At 69.9% G+C, this 22,638-nt stretch carries 13 protein-coding genes; 7 read left to right on the top strand and 6 right to left on the bottom strand.

Features of this window, described 5'->3' with window-relative positions; translation table 11 throughout:
* The first annotated feature begins 64 nt into the window (after positions 1 to 64).
* Positions 65 to 421 carry a VOC family protein gene (locus J7E87_RS06325; RefSeq protein ID WP_215090777.1) on the top strand — a complete coding sequence of 119 codons (357 nt, stop codon included), beginning with the start codon at positions 65 to 67 and terminating at the stop codon, positions 419 to 421.
* 49 nt (positions 422 to 470) lie between these two features.
* Positions 471 to 2,000: a UDP-N-acetylglucosamine 1-carboxyvinyltransferase gene (locus J7E87_RS06320; RefSeq protein ID WP_215090775.1), complete on the top strand. Its 1,530-nt coding sequence runs from the start codon at positions 471 to 473 to the stop codon at positions 1,998 to 2,000.
* A gap of 467 nt (positions 2,001 to 2,467) precedes the next feature.
* On the opposite strand, the gene J7E87_RS06315 is transcribed toward J7E87_RS06320, so the two are convergent.
* Positions 2,468 to 6,178, bottom strand: coding sequence for a S8 family serine peptidase (locus J7E87_RS06315; RefSeq protein WP_215090773.1), 3,711 nt, complete (start codon positions 6,176 to 6,178; stop codon positions 2,468 to 2,470).
* A gap of 826 nt (positions 6,179 to 7,004) precedes the next feature.
* Here J7E87_RS06315 and J7E87_RS06310 point away from each other — a divergent pair.
* The 4 genes from J7E87_RS06310 (at position 7,005) to J7E87_RS06295 (ending at position 15,005) form a co-directional block, all read left to right on the top strand.
* A complete protein-coding gene (locus tag J7E87_RS06310; RefSeq protein WP_215090771.1) occupies positions 7,005 to 10,847 on the top strand; it encodes a S8 family serine peptidase in 3,843 nt (1,280 codons plus the stop codon).
* A gap of 169 nt (positions 10,848 to 11,016) precedes the next feature.
* The gene (locus tag J7E87_RS06305) at positions 11,017 to 12,018 is read left to right on the top strand and encodes a LuxR family transcriptional regulator (protein WP_215090769.1); all 1,002 of its coding nucleotides are present in this window, start codon (positions 11,017 to 11,019) and stop codon (positions 12,016 to 12,018) included.
* A 559-nt stretch (positions 12,019 to 12,577) separates the two neighbouring features.
* Positions 12,578 to 14,503 carry an ABC transporter ATP-binding protein gene (locus J7E87_RS06300; protein WP_251017015.1) on the top strand — a complete coding sequence of 642 codons (1,926 nt, stop codon included), beginning with the start codon at positions 12,578 to 12,580 and terminating at the stop codon, positions 14,501 to 14,503.
* A gap of 130 nt (positions 14,504 to 14,633) precedes the next feature.
* On the top strand, positions 14,634 to 15,005 hold the full coding sequence (locus J7E87_RS06295; protein ID WP_374195143.1) for a hypothetical protein: 372 nt from the start codon (positions 14,634 to 14,636) through the stop codon (positions 15,003 to 15,005).
* Between the two features lie 22 nt (positions 15,006 to 15,027).
* Here J7E87_RS06295 and J7E87_RS06290 read toward each other — a convergent pair whose 3' ends face one another.
* The 5 genes from J7E87_RS06290 to J7E87_RS06270 form a co-directional block, all read right to left on the bottom strand.
* The gene (locus J7E87_RS06290; RefSeq protein WP_215090768.1) at positions 15,028 to 16,560 is read right to left on the bottom strand and encodes a PP2C family protein-serine/threonine phosphatase; all 1,533 of its coding nucleotides are present in this window, start codon (positions 16,558 to 16,560) and stop codon (positions 15,028 to 15,030) included.
* Positions 16,561 to 16,685: 125 nt separating this feature from the next.
* Positions 16,686 to 18,233 (bottom strand): MFS transporter, encoded by a 1,548-nt coding sequence (locus J7E87_RS06285; protein ID WP_215090767.1) that lies wholly within the window; start codon positions 18,231 to 18,233, stop codon positions 16,686 to 16,688.
* Between the two features lie 115 nt (positions 18,234 to 18,348).
* A complete protein-coding gene (locus J7E87_RS06280) occupies positions 18,349 to 19,194 on the bottom strand; it encodes an alpha/beta fold hydrolase (RefSeq protein ID WP_215090766.1) in 846 nt (281 codons plus the stop codon).
* Positions 19,195 to 19,240: 46 nt separating this feature from the next.
* Entirely contained in the window at positions 19,241 to 19,639 is a 399-nt protein-coding gene (locus tag J7E87_RS06275) for a RidA family protein (protein WP_215090764.1), read from the bottom strand.
* Positions 19,636 to 20,922: an acyl-CoA dehydrogenase family protein gene (locus tag J7E87_RS06270; RefSeq protein ID WP_215090762.1), complete on the bottom strand. Its 1,287-nt coding sequence runs from the start codon at positions 20,920 to 20,922 to the stop codon at positions 19,636 to 19,638. Before J7E87_RS06270 ends, J7E87_RS06275 begins: the two co-directional genes overlap by 4 nt.
* A gap of 98 nt (positions 20,923 to 21,020) precedes the next feature.
* On the opposite strand from J7E87_RS06270, the gene J7E87_RS06265 reads away from it, so the two are divergent.
* Positions 21,021 to 22,631, top strand: a complete 1,611-nt coding sequence (locus J7E87_RS06265; RefSeq protein WP_215090760.1) for an AMP-binding protein — start codon at positions 21,021 to 21,023, stop codon at positions 22,629 to 22,631.
* The last annotated feature ends 7 nt before the right edge of the window (positions 22,632 to 22,638 follow it).

The raw sequence follows: 22,638 nt of genomic DNA, 5'->3' as shown, positions 1-22,638 counted from the left end.
CCGGACTTGCCCGTTCGGTGGCACAGGACTTGCCCGCCCCTCGCGCCCGACTCAGCATCGGAGCATGTTCAGCGGCGCGCATGTGATCCTCTACAGCCAGGACGCGGATGCCGACCGGGCCTTCGTCCGGGATGTTCTCGGCTTTCCGCACGTCGACGCCGGGCACGGCTGGCTCATCTTCAAACTGCCGCCGGCGGAGGTCGCCGTTCATCCCACCGGCGATCAGCCGAAGGCGGAGTTCTATCTGATGTGCGACGACCTCGAGCGGACACTCGCCACGCTCGAGGAGCGCGGCGTGGAAATCTCACGACAGCCGAGCGAGCAGGGGTGGGGCGTACTGGCCGCCGTACGGATGCCGAGCGGGGCCGAACTAACGCTGTACGAGCCACGACACCCGGTTGCCCACAGCCTGTCACTCTGATGGCCTACCCCAACACGATCACATCTCATATCTGAGATAGCCTGCGGCCATGGCAGACGACTACCTCGTACGCATCGGCAAGCTCATCCGTGACGCCCGTCAGCATCGGGGCTGGACACAGACGCAGCTCGCTGAAGCGCTCGGTACCAGCCAGAGCGCCGTGAACCGCATCGAGCGCGGCAATCAGAACATCAGCCTTGAGATGATCGCGCGCATCGGTGAGGCGCTCGACAGCGAAATCGTCTCTCTCGGCTACGCCGGGCCCATGCACCTGCGGGTGGTCGGAGGCCGGCGGCTGTCCGGCTCCATCGATGTCAAGACCAGTAAGAACGCCTGTGTCGCGCTGCTTTGCGGGTCGCTGCTCAACAAGGGCCGTACGGTACTGCGCCGGGTGGCCCGTATCGAAGAGGTCTTCCGGCTGCTGGAGGTGCTGAACTCCATCGGAGTGCGCACCCGTTGGATCAACGACGGCGTGGACCTGGAGATCGTGCCGCCCGCCCAGCTCGACATGGACGCCATCGACGCGGAGGCGGCGCGCCGGACCCGGTCGATCATCATGTTCCTCGGGCCGCTGCTGCACCGGATGGACACCTTCCGGCTGCCGTACGCGGGCGGCTGCGACCTCGGCACGCGGACCATCGAGCCGCACATGATCGCGCTGCGCCGCTTCGGCCTCGACATCACCGCGACCGAGGGGCTCTACCACGCGAAAGTGGAGCGCACGACCGCTCCCGAACGCCCCATTGTGCTGACCGAGCGCGGGGACACGGTGACCGAGAACGCGCTGCTGGCCGCCGCCCGGCACGACGGGGTGACCGTCATCCGCAACGCCTCCTCCAACTACATGGTCCAGGACCTGTGTTTCTTCCTGGAGGCGCTGGGCGTCAAGGTCGAGGGCGTCGGGACGACGACGCTGACCGTGCACGGCGTGCCCACCATCGACGTGGATGTCGACTACTCCCCTTCCGAGGACCCGGTCGAGGCAATGAGCCTGCTGGCCGCCGCGGTGGTCACCGAGTCCGAACTCACCATCCGCCGGGTGCCGATCGAGTTCCTGGAGATCGAGCTCGCGGTGCTGGAGGAGATGGGCCTGGACCACGACCGTACGGCGGAGTACACCGCCGACAACGGCCGTACCCGGCTGATCGATCTGACCGTGCGGCCCTCCAAGCTGGAGGCGCCGATCGACAAGATCCACCCGATGCCGTTCCCCGGCCTGAACATCGACAACGTCCCGTTCTTCGCGGCCATCGCGGCGGTCGCCCAGGGCAAGACGCTGATCCACGACTGGGTCTACGACAACCGGGCGATCTATCTGACGGACCTCAACCGGCTGGGCGGCCGCCTCCAACTCCTGGACCCCCACCGGGTCCTGGTCGAGGGTCCGACCCGCTGGCGGGCGGCGGAGATGATGTGCCCGCCGGCGCTACGGCCCGCTGTGGTGGTGCTGCTGGCGATGATGGCGGCGGAGGGCACGTCCGTACTGCGCAATGTGTATGTCATCAACCGGGGTTACGAGGAGCTGGCGGAGCGGCTGAACTCGGTGGGCGCGCAGATCGAGATCTTCCGCGACATCTGAGCAACGAAGGCCGCCGCACCCTCTCTGACCTGCAATGAAGCGGGTCAGGAAGGGGTGCAGCGGCACCCGTGGGACTTCTCTGGGACTTTGGGCCTGAGGCGGGCTCCTACGGGCCGCTGTCGGAGTGGGCCGCCGTCCGGCCCGAGGCTTGCCCGGCCGCATTCCCTCCCGATGGGCGCCGGCTTCAACGATGTCGAACGCGTGTCATCGATTGGTCCCAGAGATTGGCCTGGCCGACGGTGACGCCCAGCCTCTCGCTCCGACCGCCTGCTTTCAGCCACTGGCGATCCTGACCCGTCCCCTGCGCAGCCGCTGCGCGACGAGCGCACGGGTGGAGAGGGTCATGACAGCCGTGCTGTAGACGACCGAGGTCTCGTGCAAGCCCATGTTTGTGGTGGCGATCCCCGCAACTACGGCTGGAATGCTGAAGGCGAGGTAGGAGATCACAAACGCGACCGCGGGTGACGTCAGCGCAGGCCGAAGGCCCGGGTGATCGTTTGCGAGACGCTGTTGTCGGCACTGTCCCGGGCGGTGACCCGCAGGCTGACGAAGCCGGCGGTCTTCGGGGACTTGAGGCTCGTCCGCCATCCGTCACCATGACGGTCCAGCTCGGACCGCTGCCAGGTCGCCCCGTCGTCGTACGAGATCTCGATGGAGACCTTCCCGATGGCGGCCTTCGTCCCGGGCAGATGCGATGCGGTCACCGTCAGCTTGGCGCGCCGGTCTGCCCGGCCGGCCTTGTCGGTGTCCACACCGTAGTCGAGCTGGACCAGCGGCAGGGACTCGGCCGACTCGTTCCCGGTGGCCGCCGAGGTGAACTTCCACTCCGTCAGCGTGTGCGTCGAGTACGGATGGGCCCAGGCGCCCCGGTCGTTGTCGACCAGCAGCCGGTAGGGCAGCCGCTCCGCGGCGAGCCCGGGTACCGGCAGGAACTCGGAGTTGCCCCAGTTGAGTTGCCGGTCGCCCTGGTAGAGCGACATCCAGTTCTTCACGTCGAAGTTGCCATGGGCTTCTCCGACATGGCCGGCGCCGGAGTCACCCCAGCCGGGGGCGGGAATGTACACCGTGTCGAGGTAGCGCACCGGCTGATAGCCGATCGGACCCATCCGGGGCCGCTGGATCGGTCCGAACCAGTTGACCTTGCCGGTCTTCCCGGCCGGGTAGCGCATGACGCCGGCCGAGTGCTGCCCGGTCTCCGTGGGGATGAAGGCGTCTTCCAGCCATGCGGCGTCGGAGGTGACCCAGTCGGTCCGCTCTCCCTGGGCGGGAGCGGTGAGCTGGTTTCCGGCGGTCCAGCCTCGCCAGACGTCGTAACGGAACTCGTTCGACTTGCCGGGCCGGTGGTTGCGGAAGGCGACGTCCACCCGGCCCAGGTCACTGGGCTCCGCCCGCCAGGTCGGGTCCGCCGGGACGGCGCCGGACCAGTGGTGCACCACGTCGTAGAGGTAGTCGGTGGTGGGGTGCGAGGTGACCTTCAGTCCGACTCCGCCGCGCTGGAGCGCGTCGATCAGGTCACCGCCCTGGTCGGCGTTGAGCGTTGCCACCGTCAGCGGGGCCGGGCTCTCGGGGCTCCAGGGATGCTCGTCCCAGGGCTGCAGTCGGCCGATGCCGTCGTTGACGACGAGGAGCACGCGCGCGCCCGCCGCCGCGGCGGCCTTCGCCTGCTCCTGGATCGCGACGGTGTCGCTGCGCCGTACCACCACGGCCTTGCCGCGCACGTCGTGCCGGGCCAGCTTCTCTGCCGAACCCTCGGCGGCGAAGACAGCCGTCAGGGTCCGGGTGCCGGCCGGCAGCGGCTTGGCCGCACGCTTGACCAACGGGTCGTGGTAGGTCTCCGACTGCGTGCCCACGGTCAGCGCCGACTGTTCGAGGCGGAAGCGGGCGCCGAACTCGAACTCTCCGTCGGTGACCTTCTTGCCGGTCGGCAGCGCCCAGATGCTGTCGTAGGACGCGTTGGGCATCATGGAGGACGCGACCAGGCTGTCGGTGAACGACCGGTGGATGTCCAGTCGCGGAGCGACCGCGGTGGTCTGCCTCGGCACGTGGCCGAGGATCTGACGGGCCTTCCGGCCGTCCAGGGTGACGGTGCGGTCCTGGTCCAACTGCACGTCGGTGAAGCTGAGCAGCGCCATGCCCAGCGAGTGCGGCCCGTTGGCCCCCCGCACGTCGCCGGTGAGCCATCCGCTGTAGTTGCCGACGGGCAGGCGCACGGTGCCGGTGCCGGATTCGTCGAGCTCGATCGCCGTGAAGAGACGGGCGGCGGTGAGGAGGACCTTGCCGGAGAGCGGCTTGCCCGACCGGTCCTTCGCGATGACGGTCAGGCTCTGCCGCCGTCCCTCCTTGGCGGCGCCGATCAGGGTCCGGGCCCGGACCGCTCCGGTGCTGTCCGTACCTGTGATCATGCCGCTGATCGACTGTTCGGCCGGCAGCCGGTCCGGTTCCGCGGTCAGGGTGACGGCGGTGGTGCCGTGCGCGGGAATGGTGACCCGGTCCTCGGAAAGGGTGAACAGCCCTGCCGGGGCGGCCGCGTCGATCGCCAGGTCCAGGCTGACCGGGGCGTCGCCGGCATTGGTGTACGTCACCTTCTGGGCATCGGTCTGTCCCGGCTTGTGGGGCCAGGGGTGGAAACCGGAGTAGGCGCTGGCGGTCGCGAAGACCGAGGTGTTCACCGCCGCCAGGCCGTCGAGCCGCCCACTGCCCGCCTGGTAGGGGCTGTACGACGGAGTGGCCTTGGCACTGCTGACCAGTGCCTCCTTCAGCTGCGGGCCGGTCCAGTCGGGGTGCGTGGCGGCCATCAGCGCGGCAGCGCCGGCGACGTGCGGTGTCGCCATCGACGTGCCGCTCATCGTGGTGTAGTGGCCCGAGCCGCCCCGCCGGTACTGGGAGCGGGCCGCGAGGATGTCGACGCCGGGCGCGGTGATTTCGGGCTTCAGCCCGAAGTCGCCGTCACGCGGGCCCTGGCTGGAGAACTCGGCCAGCCGGTCCGCGGAGTCGACGGCGCCGACGGTCAGTGCGGAGTCCGCCGCACCGGGGCTGTTGATGGTGCGCGGGCCGCCGTTGCCCGCCGCGATGACGAACAGCGCGCCGGTCTCGCGGCTGAGCCGGTTGACCGCCTCGCTCATCGGGTCGGTGCCGTCGCCGCCGCCGCCCAGGCTCATGCTGATGATCTTGGCCTTTTGATCCCGGGCCGCCCACTCCATGCCCGCGATGATCCAGGACGACTCGCCCCCACCATTGGCGTCGAGCACCTTGCCGATGGCCAGCCGGGCGCCGGGGGCGACGCCTCGCTCCTTCCCTTCGGAGGCGCTGCCGGTCCCGGCGACCGTCGAGGCGACGTGGGTGCCATGGCCGTGACGGTCGGTGATCTCCGGCTCGTACGGGATGAAGCTGGCGCTGTCGTCGACCTGCCCGGCAAGATCAGGGTGCTCGGGGTCCACACCGGTGTCGAGCACCGCGACCTTCACACCCTTGCCGGTGTTCCCCTCCGCCCAGACCTGCTGCGCACCGATCTGGGCAGTCGAGTCGGCCAGGTTGGCCCTCACCTTGCCGTCCAGCCAGACCTTGGCGATGCCACCCGCGAAGGACGGCTTGGCCGACCGGGCCGCCGCACCGGAACCGCCGGTGAGCGCGGACCAGAACGCCGGAGCCTGCTTGCGGCTCTGCGCGAGAGCCGCGCCCTGAATGCTGCCCAGCCGGCGGACGACCTTCGAGCCGGCCACGTTCGGCTGGGTCCGGGACCTGGCGGCAGCGTCGGTGTAGCTCACGATGAGCGGCAACCGGTCGGCGTGAGCGTCGTCGTAACCGTCAGCGATCAGCCGGGTCACGTTGAACAGCTGCTTGTCCAGCTTCCCGGCGCTGACATACGGCAGGACGGCGTCCGGATAGACGTACGTCGAGCCGTCGATGACGGCGCGGTGGAAACCTGTGGTGGCTCCGTTCGCACCTTCGAAGGACCGGACGGCCGTGCCGTCGGCGGCGGTACCGATCGTGACCTTGTCACCGGTGATGAGGGTGACGGTGTGTGTGCCGCCGGCTCCGGGTGACTGAAGTACGGCGCCGGCAGGCGGCACCGGCCCGGCCGGGTTCGCAGGGGAATTCGCAGGGGAAGCGGAGGCTGGTATGACGGCCATCGCCAGGGCGGCGACCGCGGCGAGCGCGATCTGCCCTGGTCTGGGCATGGGAACGACAGGCAAGGAGACCCCCAAGAGGGAAGCTGAGGACGGGAGATGATCTGGATGATCGGGGCGCCTTCTGCCTCGCACAATGGGGTTGGGCTGGCGCTACGGAGACATGACGCAGGTGCGACACCGCCGGAACGGGCTCCGAGCACGGCAAGAACTCGGACGCACCACCAGCACCAGCCGGCGCTGCGCTTCGGTCCCAGTGGTCGGCCGACCGGGCGCGCGGAGGCACCGCCCCGGACCACGACACCGCGCGCCACCGGCGTACGCAGGCAACGATCACGGCCCGAAGCCGCGAGCGCGTCGTCGGTATCCCTTTGTCGCCGGCCCGCGGCTGCGCCTGCCCTGCGCGTCGACCGGTGACCTCGGAACTCCGCGCCGCCGAGAGGGAGAGGACGGCCGCGGAGATGGAGATCGACAGCACCGTCCTCCCGGGGCCACCGCCGTTCCCCGGGCCGCGCGTGCATGTCGGAGTCGCGGCTCCGCCCGCCGCGCGCCTGCTCCGTCCTGAGCCCGGCCCGTGAGGCCACCGGCCTCCGCGTTTTCGCGGCGCCGGGACGGCCGCATTCCCTTGCCAACTCCTGCTCTCTGGCGAGAACTTGGCCGGGCAGGCGACGCGCGGGGCCAAGCGCCGAGAGGTCACCGTTCCAGCGCCCACGGGCGCCGACCGCCTGGGTGTGTTCTGACGGCGCCACGCTGTGTCCGCGTCGCCGTTGGGACATGTCGCATCTGTGACACCTGATACCCAGTGACATGCCCTGTGACGTCGGCGGATTGTGTCGTACACCGCATGACCGCAAGCTGCATGAAAGGTGTTCAACAGATGGCATGGATCCGTCTATCGGCGGCTATATCGACCGTACTGGTGGTGACAGTCGGGGGCGCATCGCCCGTCTCCGCCGGGACGACATCGGACGGAACGGCGCAATTCGCCGACCGCGAGAAGGCGGTCTCCGCCACCGTGCGACTGCTGACCGGCGACCGGGTGACCGTGACAACGTTGCCCGGCGGGCGGCGCACCGCGTCGGTGCAGCCCGGACCCGGGCGCGAGCGCTTCTCCTTCCGGACGCTGGAGGGTGACGACAAGGCGCTGACCGTGCTGCCGTCGGACACCGAGGCGCTGGTGACCGCCGGCACACTGGACCGTCGGCTCTTCAACGTGACGGCCCTGATCTCCCAGGGCTACGACGAGGCCCACACCTCCGTGCTTCCGCTGATCATCTCCTCCGAGTCGTCACCGGACGGGACCAGGGGTACCGCGCGGGCGGCCAAGGCCGCCGCGGCCGCTGCCGACCGATTGATGACGTTCAACACGGCCGCGACGCCGGCCCGTAGCCTGACGAGCATCGACGCGCGGTCGCTGCGGATCGCGGGCGGCGATCTGGGCCGGTTCTGGAAGACGCTGAACCCCGGGGGAACGTCTGACGCCGCCCGTGCCGCGATCACTCCGCGCATCTCGCTGGACGGCAAGGTGAAGGCCGTGCTGGACCGCAGCACCGCGCAGATCAACACGCCCGCCGCCTGGAAGGCCGGTTACGAAGGCCAGGGCGTCAAGGTGGCGGTCCTCGACACCGGTGTCGACGCGAACCACCCCGACCTGGCCGGACGCATCGCGGAGGCCAAGGACTTCTCCGGCAGCGCGGGCACGAACGACGCCTTCGGCCACGGCACGCACGTCGCCTCGACCGTCAGCGGCACGGGCGCCGCGTCGGCCGGGACCCGGCGCGGTGTCGCGCCCCACGCCGACCTGCTGATCGGCAAGGTGCTGGGCGACGACGGCTTCGGGACCGAGTCGTCCGTCATCGACGGCATGGAGTGGGCGGCCTCCCAGGACGCCGAGGTCGTCAACATGAGCCTCGGCTCGGACGCCCCCACCGACGGCACCGACTCCATGAGCCAGGCCGTCAACACGCTGACCGCGTCCACCGACACGCTCTTCGTCGTCGCCGCGGGCAACGCGGGCCAGAACGGCCTGTCCACCATCGGCTCGCCGGGCGCGGCCGATGCCGCGCTGACCGTCGGGGCCGTCGACCGCGACGACTCCCTCGCCCCCTTCTCCAGCCGCGGCCCGCGCCTCGGCGACGCGGCGGCCAAGCCCGACGTGACCGCCCCCGGGGTCGGCATCGTCGCCGCCCGCGGGTCCGGCACCACCATGGGCAGCCCGGTCGACGCCAACTACACCGCCGCGTCCGGCACGTCGATGGCGACCCCGCATGTCGCCGGCGCCGCCGCGCTGCTGGCCCAGCAACACCCTGACTGGGGCGCCCAGCAGCTCAAGGACGCCCTGATCAGCACCTCGCACACGGTGCCTGGCACCAAGGTGACCGAGCAGGGCGGCGGCCGTATCGACCTGGCCACGGCCATGGGCCCGGTCACGGCCACCGGTTCCGTCGCCTTCACCCCGATCCAGGCCGGCGGTACGGACGGGCAGCAGCAGTCGGCCACCGTCCGCTACACCAACAGCGGTGACCACCCGCTCACGCTCGCCCTGGCCGTCAGCCTGGCCACAGACTCCGGGCGCGCGCTCGCAGACGGAGTGGTCCGCCTCGGCTCCAACACCGTGCAGCTGGCTCCCGGCGCCACGGCCGAGGTGCCGGTGCGCCTCGACGCTGCGAACGCCGCCCGCGGCAAGTACTACGGATACGTCACCGCAAAGTCCGCCGACGGGACCGTGCTCACCCACACCACCGTCTCCCTCGCGGTGAAAGGTAAGCAGCACCGGCTGACCGTCGTCTACCGCGACCGCGACGGCAAGGTCGTGCCCGGCGCGCTGCCGAACATCTGGGGCCCCGAAGGGTTCATGTCCTACACCGACCGCGACGCGGGCGTCGCCGTGCTGGAAGAGGGCACCTACTACCTCAACTTCGGTTTCTTCGACAAGGTCGACGACGGCATCGAAGCGGGCGAAATCGTCCACCCCGAGGTGAAGGTCACCAAGGACACGACGGTGACGCTGAACGCCGCCGACGTCACGGAGGTGAAGATCCGCACTCCGCGCCCGGCCGAGCAGCGCGGCATCCTCAGCACTCTTATTTACCGCCAGATCGACGGATACGGCCTGCTCCAGGGCCACATGATGTTCGACGAGGTCAAGCGGCTCTACGTCAGCCGCGTTGCTCCGGTCACCGATGGCACCTTCGAGTTCAACTCGCGCTGGCAGATGGCGGCCCCGGACCTGCAGGCGAAGGTCTCCGGCAGCTCACTCGGACTCAACGCGTACTACGCGGACACTTCCGCGGCCTTCGAGGACCGGGGCGCGCGGCTGACCGCCGTCGACGCCGGCACCTCGGACGCTCCCGACTTCCGCGGCGCGCGCGGCAAGGCGGCCGTCGTACGAATGGCCGACTCCGGTACGGGTGACACCCGTGCGCTCGCGCAGGCGGCGAAGGCCGCGGGAGCCAAGGCGCTGCTCATGGTGTGCCCGGAGTGGGATGTTGCCTGGACGCGGTGGCACCCGGACGGTGACCGGACGGCCCTGCCCACCGTCCGGATCTCCTCGAAGGAAGGCTCCGCCCTGCTGGAGCAAGTCAAGAAGGGCACCACGCCCCTGGAGTTCTCCGGCACGGTGCGCAGCCCCTACCACTACGACGTGATGCAGACCTCCAAGGGCTCCGTCCCCAAGAACCTGGTCCACACGGTCTCCGAGCAGGACAGCGCCGTGGTCCGCAGCACGTACACCCGCACCGGTGCCTCGTCTTGGACGAGCGAGCAGCGTTTCGGGTGGCGGCCGTACCAGGACACCGCGTGGAACGACTACAGCCGCTACGTTCCGGTGGGCGGGGAACGCGTCGAGTACGTCACCGGCGGGGACACGCTGTGGAGCCACACCGTGCACCACAATGTCGTCGGCAACCCTGACACGCCGCTGAACGTCGGTATGAGGGACGTGCCGCACACGTACCTGCCCGGCCAGCAGGCGACGGAGCGGTGGTTCGGAGCTCCGGTCCGCCCGTCGATCCCGCGCGGTGCGCCCTGGCCGTCGGTGCGCAACGGCGACACCCTGTCCGTATTCGTTCCGGAGTTCAGCGACTCCGACACGGGCCACTGGGCGTTCCGCGAGATCCCCTTCAACCCGGGTGGCGGCGGCGTCCGTCTCGGCGCTCCGGCGGCCTCCGCGGCCGACACGGCCTCGGCGGTGCTGTACCGGAACGGGCAGCGGATCGCCGAGTCCGACAACGGCGCGTGGGGCGACATCGAAGTGCCTTCGGGCAACGCCGAGTACCGGCTGGACCTGGCGACCGCCCGCGTGTCGGACGACTGGCGCTTCGGCACCGGCACGCGTACGTCGTGGACGTTCCGCTCGGACACGGCCGCCCACTCGGCGCTGCTGCCCCTGCTTCAGGTCGACTACAGCGTGCCGGCCGACGCACTGAACGCTGTGGGCTCGGCACGGCGATACGCCCTCGGCCTGAACGTCCGGATGCAGGACGGCATGGCGGCGCCGCGCGGCCTGTCGCTGAAGGTCGAGACGTCCTACGACGACGGGCGGACCTGGACCACTGCCACCACGGCCCCCAAGGGCAACGGCTTCACCGCCTCCGTGGAGCGGCCGGCCCGGGTGCACGGCGACGCGTACGTGACGCTGCGCGTGACCGCCAAGGACGCGGCCGGCAACACCGTTCGGCAGACAGTGGACCGCGCCTACCTGCACCGCGGCGCACGGTGACCGTGACCGTGACGGTGGGCTGTCCCTCTTGAAGTCGCGGCGGGTGCCGGGGGGTGTGGACCCCGGCACCCGCCGTGTCATGCGAAGGACACCCAGGTACAGTCCAACCTTCAACGATATGTTTGTCCGTACGCCTGCGCGAACTCGGCCGGGCCAGGAAGGACGCGGCATGCTCGAGGCGGCTGGCCTGACGGCGGTCGAGGAGACCGTCTACCGGCTTCTGATCACGACCGCCTCGGCCACGGCCGACGAGATCGCCTCGCAGACCGGACTCGCACCCGGGGAGGCCGAAGGCATCCTCGCGACGCTCGCCACCCAGGGACTCGCCAGTCCCACCGACCGGCAGCCCCGCCAGTTCACCGCGGCCTCTCCCGATGTGGCCCTGCTGCCGCGCCTGCAACGCAACGCCGACGCCCTCGACCAGGCCCGCGCCGCCGTCACCGACCTGCTGGAGAGCTACCGCAGCACCCGGCGCCGCCAGGATGCCGGCCAGCTCATCGAGGTCATCACCGGCGCCGGGGCGCTGCGCCAGCACCTGCGCCAACTGCAGGACAACGCCCGCCACGAGATGCTGTGGTTCTGCAAGGCCCAGTACGTCGCCATGCCTTCGGGAAGTAATGGCGCCGAGTACGAAGCCCTGGCCCGCGGTGTCCGCTACCGCGTCCTGTACGAGCGGGCCTTCTTCGACGACGACGGCGCCGTTGACAACGTTGTTAGAGGCGTCCGCGCCGGCGAGGTCGCCCGCTCCGTCCCCCACCTCCCCCTGCGGCTCGCCGTCGCCGACCGGGCCATGGCCATCTGCCCGCTGGTGCCCGGCGGCCCGTACGGCAGCCCCAGCGAACCCACGGCGGCACTGCTGCGCGACAGCAACCTCCTGGAGGCACTGACCGCCCTCTTCGAACGCTATTGGGAGGACGCCGTGCCGCTGCACGTCAGCGACTCCGGCACGGTCGACGCCGCCGGCGACGCCGACGACACGGACCCCCTTGGCGAGACCGACCGCAGGCTGCTCTCACTCCTGGTCGCGGGCGTCGCCGACAAGGCCATCGCCAGTCAGATGGGGCTGAGCCGCCGCACCGTCCAGCGCCACATCCAGCACATGATGACCCTCGCCGGCGCCGCGACCCGTATGCAGCTCGCCTGGCAGGCGGCCCGCCGGGGCTGGCTGTAGCGGGGACGGAGCGCGTGAAGCGCCCGTGACGGCAGCAATGGGAGACATGGCGCGCCGCGTCATGTCCCGGAGCGTTTGACGCCCGCCGTCATACCGATCCGTCCAGCAGTGCGAGGGGCAGTTGAACACGCTCGGACAGCTCACCGACCGGATACTCGAGCGAACGGCATCTCCTTACGCTGCTGATGGGTTGACCCCGGTCACTCGCAGGATCGGGAGGCCCAGGGTGGCTGGGTACCGCTAGCTGTATTGACCCGCAGCGTTGTTCACGCGGCTGATGGGTGGCTGGTCTGCGAGTGCGAGTCTGCGCGGTCTCCTTTTCTCTGTCGCGACGCGGCCAGAAACCCGAATCATCAGTTCCGCTACATCTGAGTGGCTGGGCAAACCGGCACAACGTGAGGAGTGAGCCCCGGGCTTCGGCCCGGGGCTCACTTCTTTCTGGAGAACCGTGCGCCCCACGTTCGAGTGGAATCCGCTCCTCACCAGGCACTATGCAGGAAGCGTACGGAATCGTGAACCGTTCACCGCCCCTACTGGAAGCGCCGCAGAAGGGAACACGTTGACCGCCGACACGACCGAGAAGCCCAGCGAGGAACTTCGGTTCCGCTCCGCCGGCTTGACCGCCTTGGAAAACTCCCCCGTCACCACGCGGGCGATGACCCGGCGGCTGCCCCAACTCGTGCGCAAGGCCCTGTCTCTGGCCTGGCGCGTGGACCAACGCGCCGTCGTGGCCCTCCTCGTGTGCCAAGCCCTTTCCGGGTTCCTCGAAGCCTTCGGCCTGTTGGCCACCACCAGCACCATCACGGCTCTGATCGCCGGCGGGAACATCACGGACCGGCTCTGGGACGCGGCCCCCTCGATCGCCGTTCTCGCCGGAGCGGCGGGATTCCGCGCCCTGCTGGGCATCGCTGTCAACAACATCTCCAGCCGTCTGTCACCCCGGATCTCCCGTGAGGCGGAGATGCAGATGCTGGACGCCGCGATCAGCGCCGAACTCGCCGCCTACGACAGCCCTGGCTTCAACGACAAACGCGAGGCGGCCGACCGGGGCGCGGAGGTCGCCCAGGATCTGCTTACCGAGTCCCAGGACCTCATGGCCTGCCTCGCCTCGCTCATCGCCGCCGCCGGCGTCCTGTCCATTCTTCACCCCGCGCTGCTGCCGCTCCTGTTGCTGGCCGCACTGCCACAAGGCATCGCGAGCGTGCGGGCCGCCCGCGTCCACTACCAGACCTCCCGCGCCATGGGCGCGGACCGGCGCACTCTGAGCTTCCTGCGCTGGTTCGTGATCGACAAAGGGACCGCCGACCAACTCCGCACCGGCACCATGGCTGCCTTCCTCCTGGGCCGCTACCGGAGCATCGGCAACCGGGTCGACGACGCGACCGACAAGGCCGTCCACCAGGGTGCCCGTTACGCGATCATCGGCGCGGTGGCCGGGGGGCTGGCCTCCGGGCTCGTATGGATCGCCCTGGCCCTCCTCCTGGGCTCGGGCCGAATGTCGGTGGCGTCCGCCGGAACCGCCGTCTTCGCCCTGCGCACGGTCGGCTCCTCCATCCGGGGTGTGGTCGGATACGGCACCCGCCTCTACCGCACCGGCCTCTACCTCGACGACTGGGCGGAATTCATCGAGGAAGCCGGCGGCCACCGTCTGATCCGTGGCACCACCACCCCGCCCGCTCCGCGAAGCGTCAAGGCCGAAGCACTCACCTATCGCTACCCCGGCGCGGACCGGCCCGCCCTGGAGAAGATCACGCTCGAAGTGCGCCGGGGCGAAGTCCTCGCCCTGGTCGGCGAGAACGGCTCGGGCAAGACGACCTTGTCCAAGCTCCTCACCGGGCTGTACCTCCCCACCGACGGATCCGTCACCTGGGACGGCACAGCCACCGGCGACCTGGACCCCCACGGCATGTGGAAGCAAACCGCCGTCGTCCCCCAGGAGTTCGCCCACTGGCCCCTGTCCGCCCGCGACAACATCACCCTCGGCCAGCCGCACGGAGGCGAGGAGGCAGTCCACCGCGCCGCTGAACGCTCCGGCGCCCACGAAGTCGTGGACGATCTCCGCAGCGGCCTCGACACCCTTCTTGCCCGGGAATGGTTCGGAGGAGTCGAACTCTCCGGCGGCCAGTGGCAGCGCATCGCCATCGCCCGCGCCTTCCACCGCCCCGCCGGCCTTCTGGTCATGGACGAACCCACCAGCGCTCTCGATGCCCGGGCCGAACACCGCATCTTCACCGGCCTACGTGACATCGCCCAGGACCACGCCGTCGTTCTGGTGACCCACCGCCTCGCGAATGTCGCCATCGCCGACCGCATTGTCGTCCTCGACCACGGCCGCATCATCCAGCAGGGCACCTTCAGCGAACTCGTCGAAGCACCCGGGCTCTTCCGTGAACTCTGGGAGCTTCAAAACGACCGCAGCATCCCCAACCCGCGCACTGCAGGGTCCTCGATTCGACGCGAAATGTCGGCTGAGGATGCGCAGTGAATGCGCAATTTCATGATCTGGCGCGCAATGGCCGCGGGCTGTAACTGTCGATGTTGATCTCTTGTGATCTTTCAGGAGGGCCTGCACGGGGTGCTCCGTACCGTCCGACGTTTCCGCAGGAAAGATCTTCGTGGACACCCTCGCCGGCACCCCGGACACGGCCGCGGCGATCGACGCGATGGCCTCGACGCTGGAGACCGTCGCCGCCCTCTTCCTGGAGCGCCACGAATTCGCCCGGCAGCGCCAGGCCGTCATCATGGCGAACGCGGAACTGCAGGAGCGCGAGCTGATCAAGCTCGCGTCGCTGTCCGCGGCGCTCGCCGCCACGCTGCGCCGGCGCGGCGTCAAGGATCCGGCCGCGAGCGTCACCGCGGAGGCGGGCATCGCCGTCTTCAAGGTCGGGTTCGAGCGCTGGGTCGGCGACAGCGGGGAACGCGCACTGGCGGACTTCTTGCGGGAGTCGCTCGACGAACTCAAAGTGGTGGCCGCGGGCGCGTCATGAGCGTCAAACGTCGGCGGTGCCGTCAGTGGTGCTCCACCACCGGCCTGCGCCGGATGCGGGCGGCCATCACCGCCACGTCGTCCTCCGCGTGCTCTGCGTCGAGTTCGTCGAGCACGATGTCGAGCAGTTCGTCGACTGTGCTGCCGGGGCCGGCGTGTACCTGTGCGAGGCGGGCGAGCGAGGCGTCGATGTCCTCTCGGCGCCGTTCGACCAGGCCGTCGGTGAACAGCAGGAGGGTGTCACCCTGTTGGAGGCCGCGCGAGACGATTTCGTATCCGCCGAGGCCGGTGCCGAGGGGTGGTCCGACAGGCACGTCTATCAGCTCCGCGACGCCGTCCCGGCGGAATAGGGCAGGCGGCAGATGGCCCGCGCTTGCGAAGGAGCCCATGCCGCGCGCCGGGTCCACGCGTACGAGCAGGCAGGTGGCGGGCCGCCGGGTGGCGGCCTCGGAGATGGCATTGTCGAGCTGGCGCAGCACCCGGTGCGGCGGCAGGTCGTTGGCCGCGACCTCGCGCAGCGTGGAGCGGTAGCTGTTCATGTCGACTGCGGCTTCCACGCCGTGCCCCATCACATCGCCCATCACGAGCAGCGTCCGGCCGAAGTGCAGACGTACGGTCTCGAACCAGTCCCCGCCCACCAGGCTGCCGGATCCGGAGGGCAGGTACCGGGTGGCGAGTTCGATATTGGGGTGCGGGAGGCCGGGATCGGTCAGCAGGGCTCGCTGCAGCTTGAACGCGGTCCGCTGGGCCTGCTCGAACTGACGGGCGTGTTCGATCGCGATGGCTGCCCGCGCGGACACCGCCTGGACGCTGCGTACGTCTTCCTGCGTGAACCTGCCGTGGGTGCGGGCGACCAGCACGGCGCCGATGGCCCGGTTGTCGGCGATCAGCGGCATGGCCAGTCTTCGCTCGTCCAGGACTGGGCGGCCGGTCCGCATCGCACGGACCGAGAGCGGGACGGCGTCCCCGGAGGAGTGGCCGAGCAGCTCCTCCCGGCCTGACACGGCGGCGCGGTACACCCCGTGCAGGTCCTCCCTGCCCACGTCACCGGTGGTGAGCGGAGAAGAGGGAAGCAGGTCGACCGCCGCCGCGTCGGCAACACCGGGACTGAGGTAGCTGACCACTTCCAGGCACGTGGTCTCGGTGTCGAGAGTCGTCCCGATGCCTTCGCCGGTCTCCGCCAGCGAGAGGTAGGACGGAGCTGCCTGTAGCTCGCCGGCCGAGGTGGGCGCGGTCTCGACGATGACGCCCACGACACCGACGACCTCTCCGTGGATCGTCAGACGGTGCCATGTGCAGCGGCTTGATGGGGTCACGTGCGTGCGGGACGCTCCGTCGGCGAGAACCCTGGTCAGGAGCAGCGTGGAGCCGACTCTCGGCCGGGCTCCCCAGCTGACGGGGCTGCCCGCCAGCCCTTCACACTCCTCCCCCGCGATCCGGCAGTAGGCGGGGTCCGCGAAGACGTACCTCGTATCGGTGTCGAGGACAGCCAGGCCTACGGAATCAGGCGCCTGCGAGTAGGCGCTCTGATACCCGCCGAGGGAGTCGGCACTCACATGATCGCCTCTTCCGGGTCCTGGCCCTTCTCCCCTGTCCCATGCGCCTCACGTCTACCCCCCTTGGCACACTTCAGCCAGGTCGCAGGCCGGATTGTGGGGAGGCAGGGGCCGGGGGGCGAGCCTCAGGGCCGCGGGCTGATGCCTCCCTGCAGGCGTTCCAGGTCCGCGGGACGGACCTGGATGACCAGAAGGGCGATCAGCGCGGCGATCACCGTGAAGATGGCGGCCATGATGAAGGCGGCGGAGACTCCGGAGGTGAGCACTTCGTCGCCCCAGGGCGGCGGGAGTTGACCGGTGCGTTGGAAGAACTGCCGCTCCCGCGGTCCGGCCTGGGCCAGGAAGAGCGGGACCTGCCGCTCGGCCTCGTTGCGGCTGGCCGTGCCGAACACTGTGACCAGGATGGACAGGCCGAGGGAGCCGCCGACCTGCTGGGTGGCGTTGAGCATGCCGGATGCCGCACCCGACTCGTGCCTGGCCACTCCGGAGACGGCCATCAGCGTCAGCGAGACGAAGTTCATGCCCATGCCGAGGCCGAACAGCAGCATCGGGCCCAGGATGCTTCCCGGATACGTGGAGTGGATGTCGGTCAGAGTCAGCCAGGACAGGCCCGCCGCGGCGAGGATCGCGCCGGTCACCATGAAGGGCTTCGGGCCGTATTTGGGCAGGAGTTGGGAGGCGATACCCGCGCCCACTGCGATGACCGCGCTCACCGGGAGGAAGGCCAGTCCGGCTCGCAGCGGGCTGAAGTCCAGCACGTTCTGTACGAAGAGCGTGAGGAAGAAGAACATGCCGAAGATCGCGGCGGCGAGGCTGAGCATGATTCCGTACGTGCCCGCGCGGTTACGGTCGGCGAACAGGTGCAGCGGGGTGATCGGCTGTTTCGAGCGGCGTTCGACCACGATGAAGGCGGACAGGAGCAGCAGAGCGGCGCCGAACGACGCGAGCGTGAATGTGTCGCGCCAGCCTTCCTGCGCGGCCCGGATGAAGCCGTAGACCAGCGCGACCATGCCGAGCGTGGAGGTCAGCGCGCCGGCCAGGTCGAAGTGGCCGGGATGGCGCTCGGACTCCTTGATGTGGCGGGGGGTCGCCAGAACGATCAGCAGGGCGATAGGCACATTGACGAAGAAGACCCAGCGCCAGTCGAGCCATTCGACGAGGATGCCGCCCGTCAGCAGACCTATCGCACCGCCTCCCGCGGAGACCGCGGCGAAAACGCCGAACGCCCGGTTGCGGGCCGGGCCTTCGGTGAACGTGGTGGTGATCAGCGCCAGCGCGGTCGGTGACGCGATGGCGCCGCCGACGCCCTGCAGGGCGCGCGCGGCCAGGAGCTGGCCGGAGTTCTGGGACAGGCCACCCAGCAGGGAGGCGAGCGCGAACAGCAGAACTCCGAAGATGAAGACCCTGCGGCGGCCGAGGATGTCGCCGGCGCGTCCGCCGAGGAGCAGCAGACCGCCGAACGTGAGCGTATAGGCGCTGACCACCCAGGACAGGCTCGTGGTGGAGAAGTTCAGCGCGCTTTGGATGTGCGGGAGAGCGATGTTCACGATGGTGATGTCGAGAACCACCATCAACTGGCAGGACGCGATGACCAGAAGCGCGATCCCATCGCCGCCGCCCTTCGTCTTCAAGGCGGCGCTCTTGGAGATGGGTGTCGGCTGCGGGGGCGTCATAGCGGATCGCGCCCCTCTTACGAGGGTCGGCGACGAGCGTCAGTCTTACGAGAGTCAGTAGACGGTTCCGTCCACTAACCGACGGTAAACCCGGCTCGGGGCCACCACCAGTCGATCAAGACCCGCCGCGGGACGGCTCCGCGACGAAGGTGCGCAGGGCCGTGGACAGGGCTTCCGGCTGGTCCTCCGCGATGAGCGTGCAGCTGTCCTCGATCACCAACAGCCGCCCCTGCGGAAGCAGTTCGGCCAGCCGCCTGCCGTGTGCGCGCGGCATCATCCGGTCCTGGGCCGCCCAGACGACCAGCGCGGGCCGGTCGAATTTCCGCAGCCCTTCGACCGCCTCCAGTAGTTCGGTCTTGCGTACGCCCGCGTTGTAGCGCTTGAAGTCGGCCCTGATGGCTTTGTCGGTGAGCAGGGGCCGCAGCCAGCCGTCTGCGATCTCGGGCGGTACGGGACGCTTGGTGAGCGCGCCGAGCCCGATGGGCAGGCGGCGCAGCGGCTTCAGCGCCAGGATCCGGGCCATCAGCGCGATACCTCCGGGTACCTTGCATACGAGGGAGATCATCTTGCCGGGTGCGCCCGGCGGGTAGTTGTCGAAGGCCTCGCAGGAGATGAGCACGAGCCGGGCGAGTCGCTCTGGATGGCGTCCCGCTACGGTCTGGGCGCGCCCGCAGTCGTTCTCGACAAGGGTCACATCGCGCAGGTCCAGGCGGTCCAGGAACTCCGCGATCAGCTCGTTGACGGAGTCCGGGGTGAGGGGCGTGTCCGGGCGCATGGGGGTGCGGTGGGAGCCGTAGGGCAGGGTGGGGGCGATGCAGCGGTGGTCCCGCCCCAGGTCGGCGACCACCTTGCGCCAGACCGTCGCATCGTGGACCAGCCCGTGCAGCAGGACAACGACCGGGCCCGGGCCACCGCTGTCCTCGTAAGCGATCGTCCCTGCGCCGAGCTCGATCTCCGGCACGACCTCTCCCCCTCCTATCGGCGTTGGCGTGACTGCGTCGTGTCCGTCAGGGGAGCACCGCGAACCCGTCCAGCTCCACCAGCGCCACGTCGTCCCAGAGACGGACCACCCCGATCACCGCCATCGCGGGGTAGTCGCCGCCCGCCAACCGCCGCCAGATCCTGCCCAGTTCGGGGGCGTGCTCGCGGTAGTCGGCCACATCGGTGGCGTAGACGGTGACACGGGCCAGGTCCTGCGGGGCGCCACCGGCGGCCGCGAGGGCGGTGAGGAGATTGGCCAGCGCGGTCTCGAACTGCTCGGGCAGGGTCTCGCCGACGATCTTGCCCGCGGCGTCGAGGGCGGTCTGCCCGGCCAGGAACACGATCCGCGTGCCGGTGGCGGTGACAGCGTGGGAGAAGCCGGTGGGCGGCGAGAGCTCGGCCGGATTGTGGCGGTGCAGGCTCATGCGTACGGCTCCTTCGTGCCCTCTGCGTACGGGCCGTCGGCGTGCAGCTCGTGGGCGGGCAGCCCTTTCGCGAGCGGGTCCTTCGCGTCCAGGTTCTTCGCGTCCGGGTTCTTCGCGTACAGCTCCTTGGCGATGATCGTGCGCTGGACCTCGCTGGCCCCCTCGTAGATCCGGGGCGCACGGACCTCACGGTACAGATGCTCCAGCAGATGGCCGCGCTGGAGCGCGCGTGCCCCGTGCAGCTGGACGGCGGCGTCCACCACGAACTGCGCGGTCTCCGTGGCGAGCAGTTTGGCCATCGCGGACCGTTTCGGCACGTCGTCGGTGCCTTCGTCGTACGCCGCGGCCGCCGCGTAGACGAGAAGCCGCGCGGCCTCGGTGCGGGTGGCCATCTCCGCGACCTGGTGGGCGACCGACTGGAGGTCCTTGAGGGGGCCGCCGAAGGCGGTGCGGCGGGCGGTGTGGTCGAGGGCCGCGTCCAGCGCCGCCTGGGCCATGCCGACGGCGAAGGCGCCGACGCTGGGGCGGAAGAGGTTCAGGGTGTTCATCGCGACACGGAAGCCCCGGTCCTCGTCGCCGAGCACATCGTCCCTGGTCACCGGGACATCGGTGAAGGTCAGCGCACCGACGGGGTGCGGCGAGAGCATCTCCAGCGCGGTCCCGGCAAGGCCCGGCCGGTCGGCGGGGACGAGGAAGGCGGTCACGCCCCGGGCGCCCGCGCCCTCGGTCGTACGGGCGAAGACGGTGTAGAAGTCGGCCTCGGGGGCGTTGGAGATCCAGCGCTTCTCGCCGCTCAGTCGCCAACCCCCTTGATCCGGAACGGCTTTGAGGGCGAGAGCTGCCGCGTCCGAGCCGGCGTCGGGCTCGCTGAGCGCGAAGGCGGCGACGGCGCGGCCCGCGGTCACCTCAGGGAGCCAGCGCTCCCGCTGCGCGGCTGTGCCCGCCTGGACGATGGGGTAGCTGCCCAGCCCCTGGAGGGCGAGGGCGGTCTCGGCCTCCGTGCATCCGTAGGCGAGGGACTCGCGCAGCAGGCACAGCTCGAACGCCCTTGCTCCCGCTCCGGGTCCTGCTCCTGCTCCGGCTGCGGCTCGGGCTGGGGCTGGGGAGCCCGTGGTTCCGAACAGCCGCTCAAGCAGGCCCAGTTCACCGAGAGCGGCCACCAAGGGCCGGTTGACGCGGCCCGGCTCGGCCTTCTCCGCGAGCGGTCGCAGCTTCTCGGCGGCCAGCGTGCGCAATTGCGCACACCAGGCGGCCTGTGCCGGATCGAGCGAGAATACGGGCATTCGTGCCCCCACTTCTGACGCATCTATCGCGGACCGTTGACTGTCGTCACCTTCACGATACGCTCGATTGGCGACCCCACCACGAGAAGGGGCGAACCATGGAGCTGTCACCCTCGGCCCACCGCGACACCTTTGCGCGCGACCATCTCCCGCCCGGCGGACAGTGGCCGGAACTCCTCTTCGAGCTGCCCTCGCTGCGCTATCCGCAGCGGCTCAACTGCGGGGCCGAGCTGCTGGACCGTACGATCGACCGCTTCGGCGCCCAGCGGCCCGTCTTCCGTACCGGGGGCGGTGAGGTCTGGACATACGCGGAGTTGCGCGACCAGGCCGACCGGATCGCCCACGTTCTCACCTCCCGCCTGGGAGTCGTCCCCGGAAACCGTGTCCTGCTGCGCGGCCCCACCACGCCCTGGCTCGCGGCCTGCTGGCTGGCGGTGATGAAGGCCGGCGCGGTGGCGGTCACCGTCCTCGCCCAGCAGCGGGCCAAGGAACTGGCGACGGTGTGCGAGATCGCCGCCGTCAGCCACGCCCTGTGCGACATCCGGTCGCTCGACGATCTGGCGAAGGCCGAGGTGCCGGGGCTGCGCATCACCGGCTATGGCAGCGACTCCCCCGACGATCTGCTGCGGCTGGCCGCCGCCGGGAACGGTGAGCCGTACGAGGCGGTGGCGACCGCGGCCGACGATGTCGCGCTGATCGCCTTCACCTCGGGCACGACCGGCCGCCCCAAGGGGTGCATGCACTTCCACCGGGACGTGCTGGCCGTCGCGGACACTTTCTCCGCGCAGGTGCTGCGGCCACAGCCCGACGACGTCTTCGCGGGCAGTCCGCCGCTGGGCTTCACCTTCGGGCTCGGCGGTCTGGTGATCTTCCCGATGCGGGCGGGCGCGTCCGCGCTGTTGCTCGAACAGGCGGGCCCGACACAGCTGTTGCCCGCGATCGCCACACACCGGGTGTCGGTACTGTTCACCGCGCCCACCGCGTACCGCGTGATGCTGAACGGCCTCGACGGGCACGACACCACCTCGTTGCGGCGGTGCGTGTCGGCCGGTGAGAATCTGCCCGCCGCCACCTGGCAGGCCTGGCGGGAGCGGACCGGGCTGCGCATCATCAACGGCATCGGCGCGACCGAGCTGCTGCACATCTTCATCTCGGCGGCGGACGAGGCGATCCGACCCGGCACCACCGGGATTCCGGTTCCTGGCTGGCAGGCGCGCGTGGTGGACCGTTCCGGGCGGCCCGTCGCGGACGGGGAGCCGGGCCTGCTGGCCGTGCGCGGCCCGGTGGGCTGCCGCTATCTGACGGACCCCAGGCAGCTGGACTATGTGCACGACGGCTGGAACGTCACCGGCGACACATACGTCCGTGAACCCGACGGCTACTTCCGTTACGTCGCCCGCGCCGACGACATGATCATTTCGGCCGGCTACAACATCGCGGGACCCGAGGTGGAGGACGCGCTGCTGCACCATCCGGATGTGGCGGAGGCCGCGGTGGTCGGCCACCCCGATGACCTACGAGGACAGATCGTGGTGGCGTACGTCGTGCTGCGCGCGGGGGTCCCGGCCGGCGAGGACACCGTCGCCGCGCTCACCGACTCGGTGAAAGGGCGCCTGACACCGTACAAATGCCCGCGCGACATCGTCTTCCTCGACGCTCTTCCGCGCACCCCCACCGGCAAGCTGCAGCGCTTCCGCCTGCGGCCCTAAAGTGATC

This window comes from Streptomyces sp. ISL-1, assembly GCF_018614585.1.
Taxonomy (GTDB): domain Bacteria; phylum Actinomycetota; class Actinomycetes; order Streptomycetales; family Streptomycetaceae; genus Streptomyces; species Streptomyces maoxianensis.
Note: the sequence above shows the minus strand (reverse complement) of the source record. Positions and strands in the feature narration are given on the sequence as shown.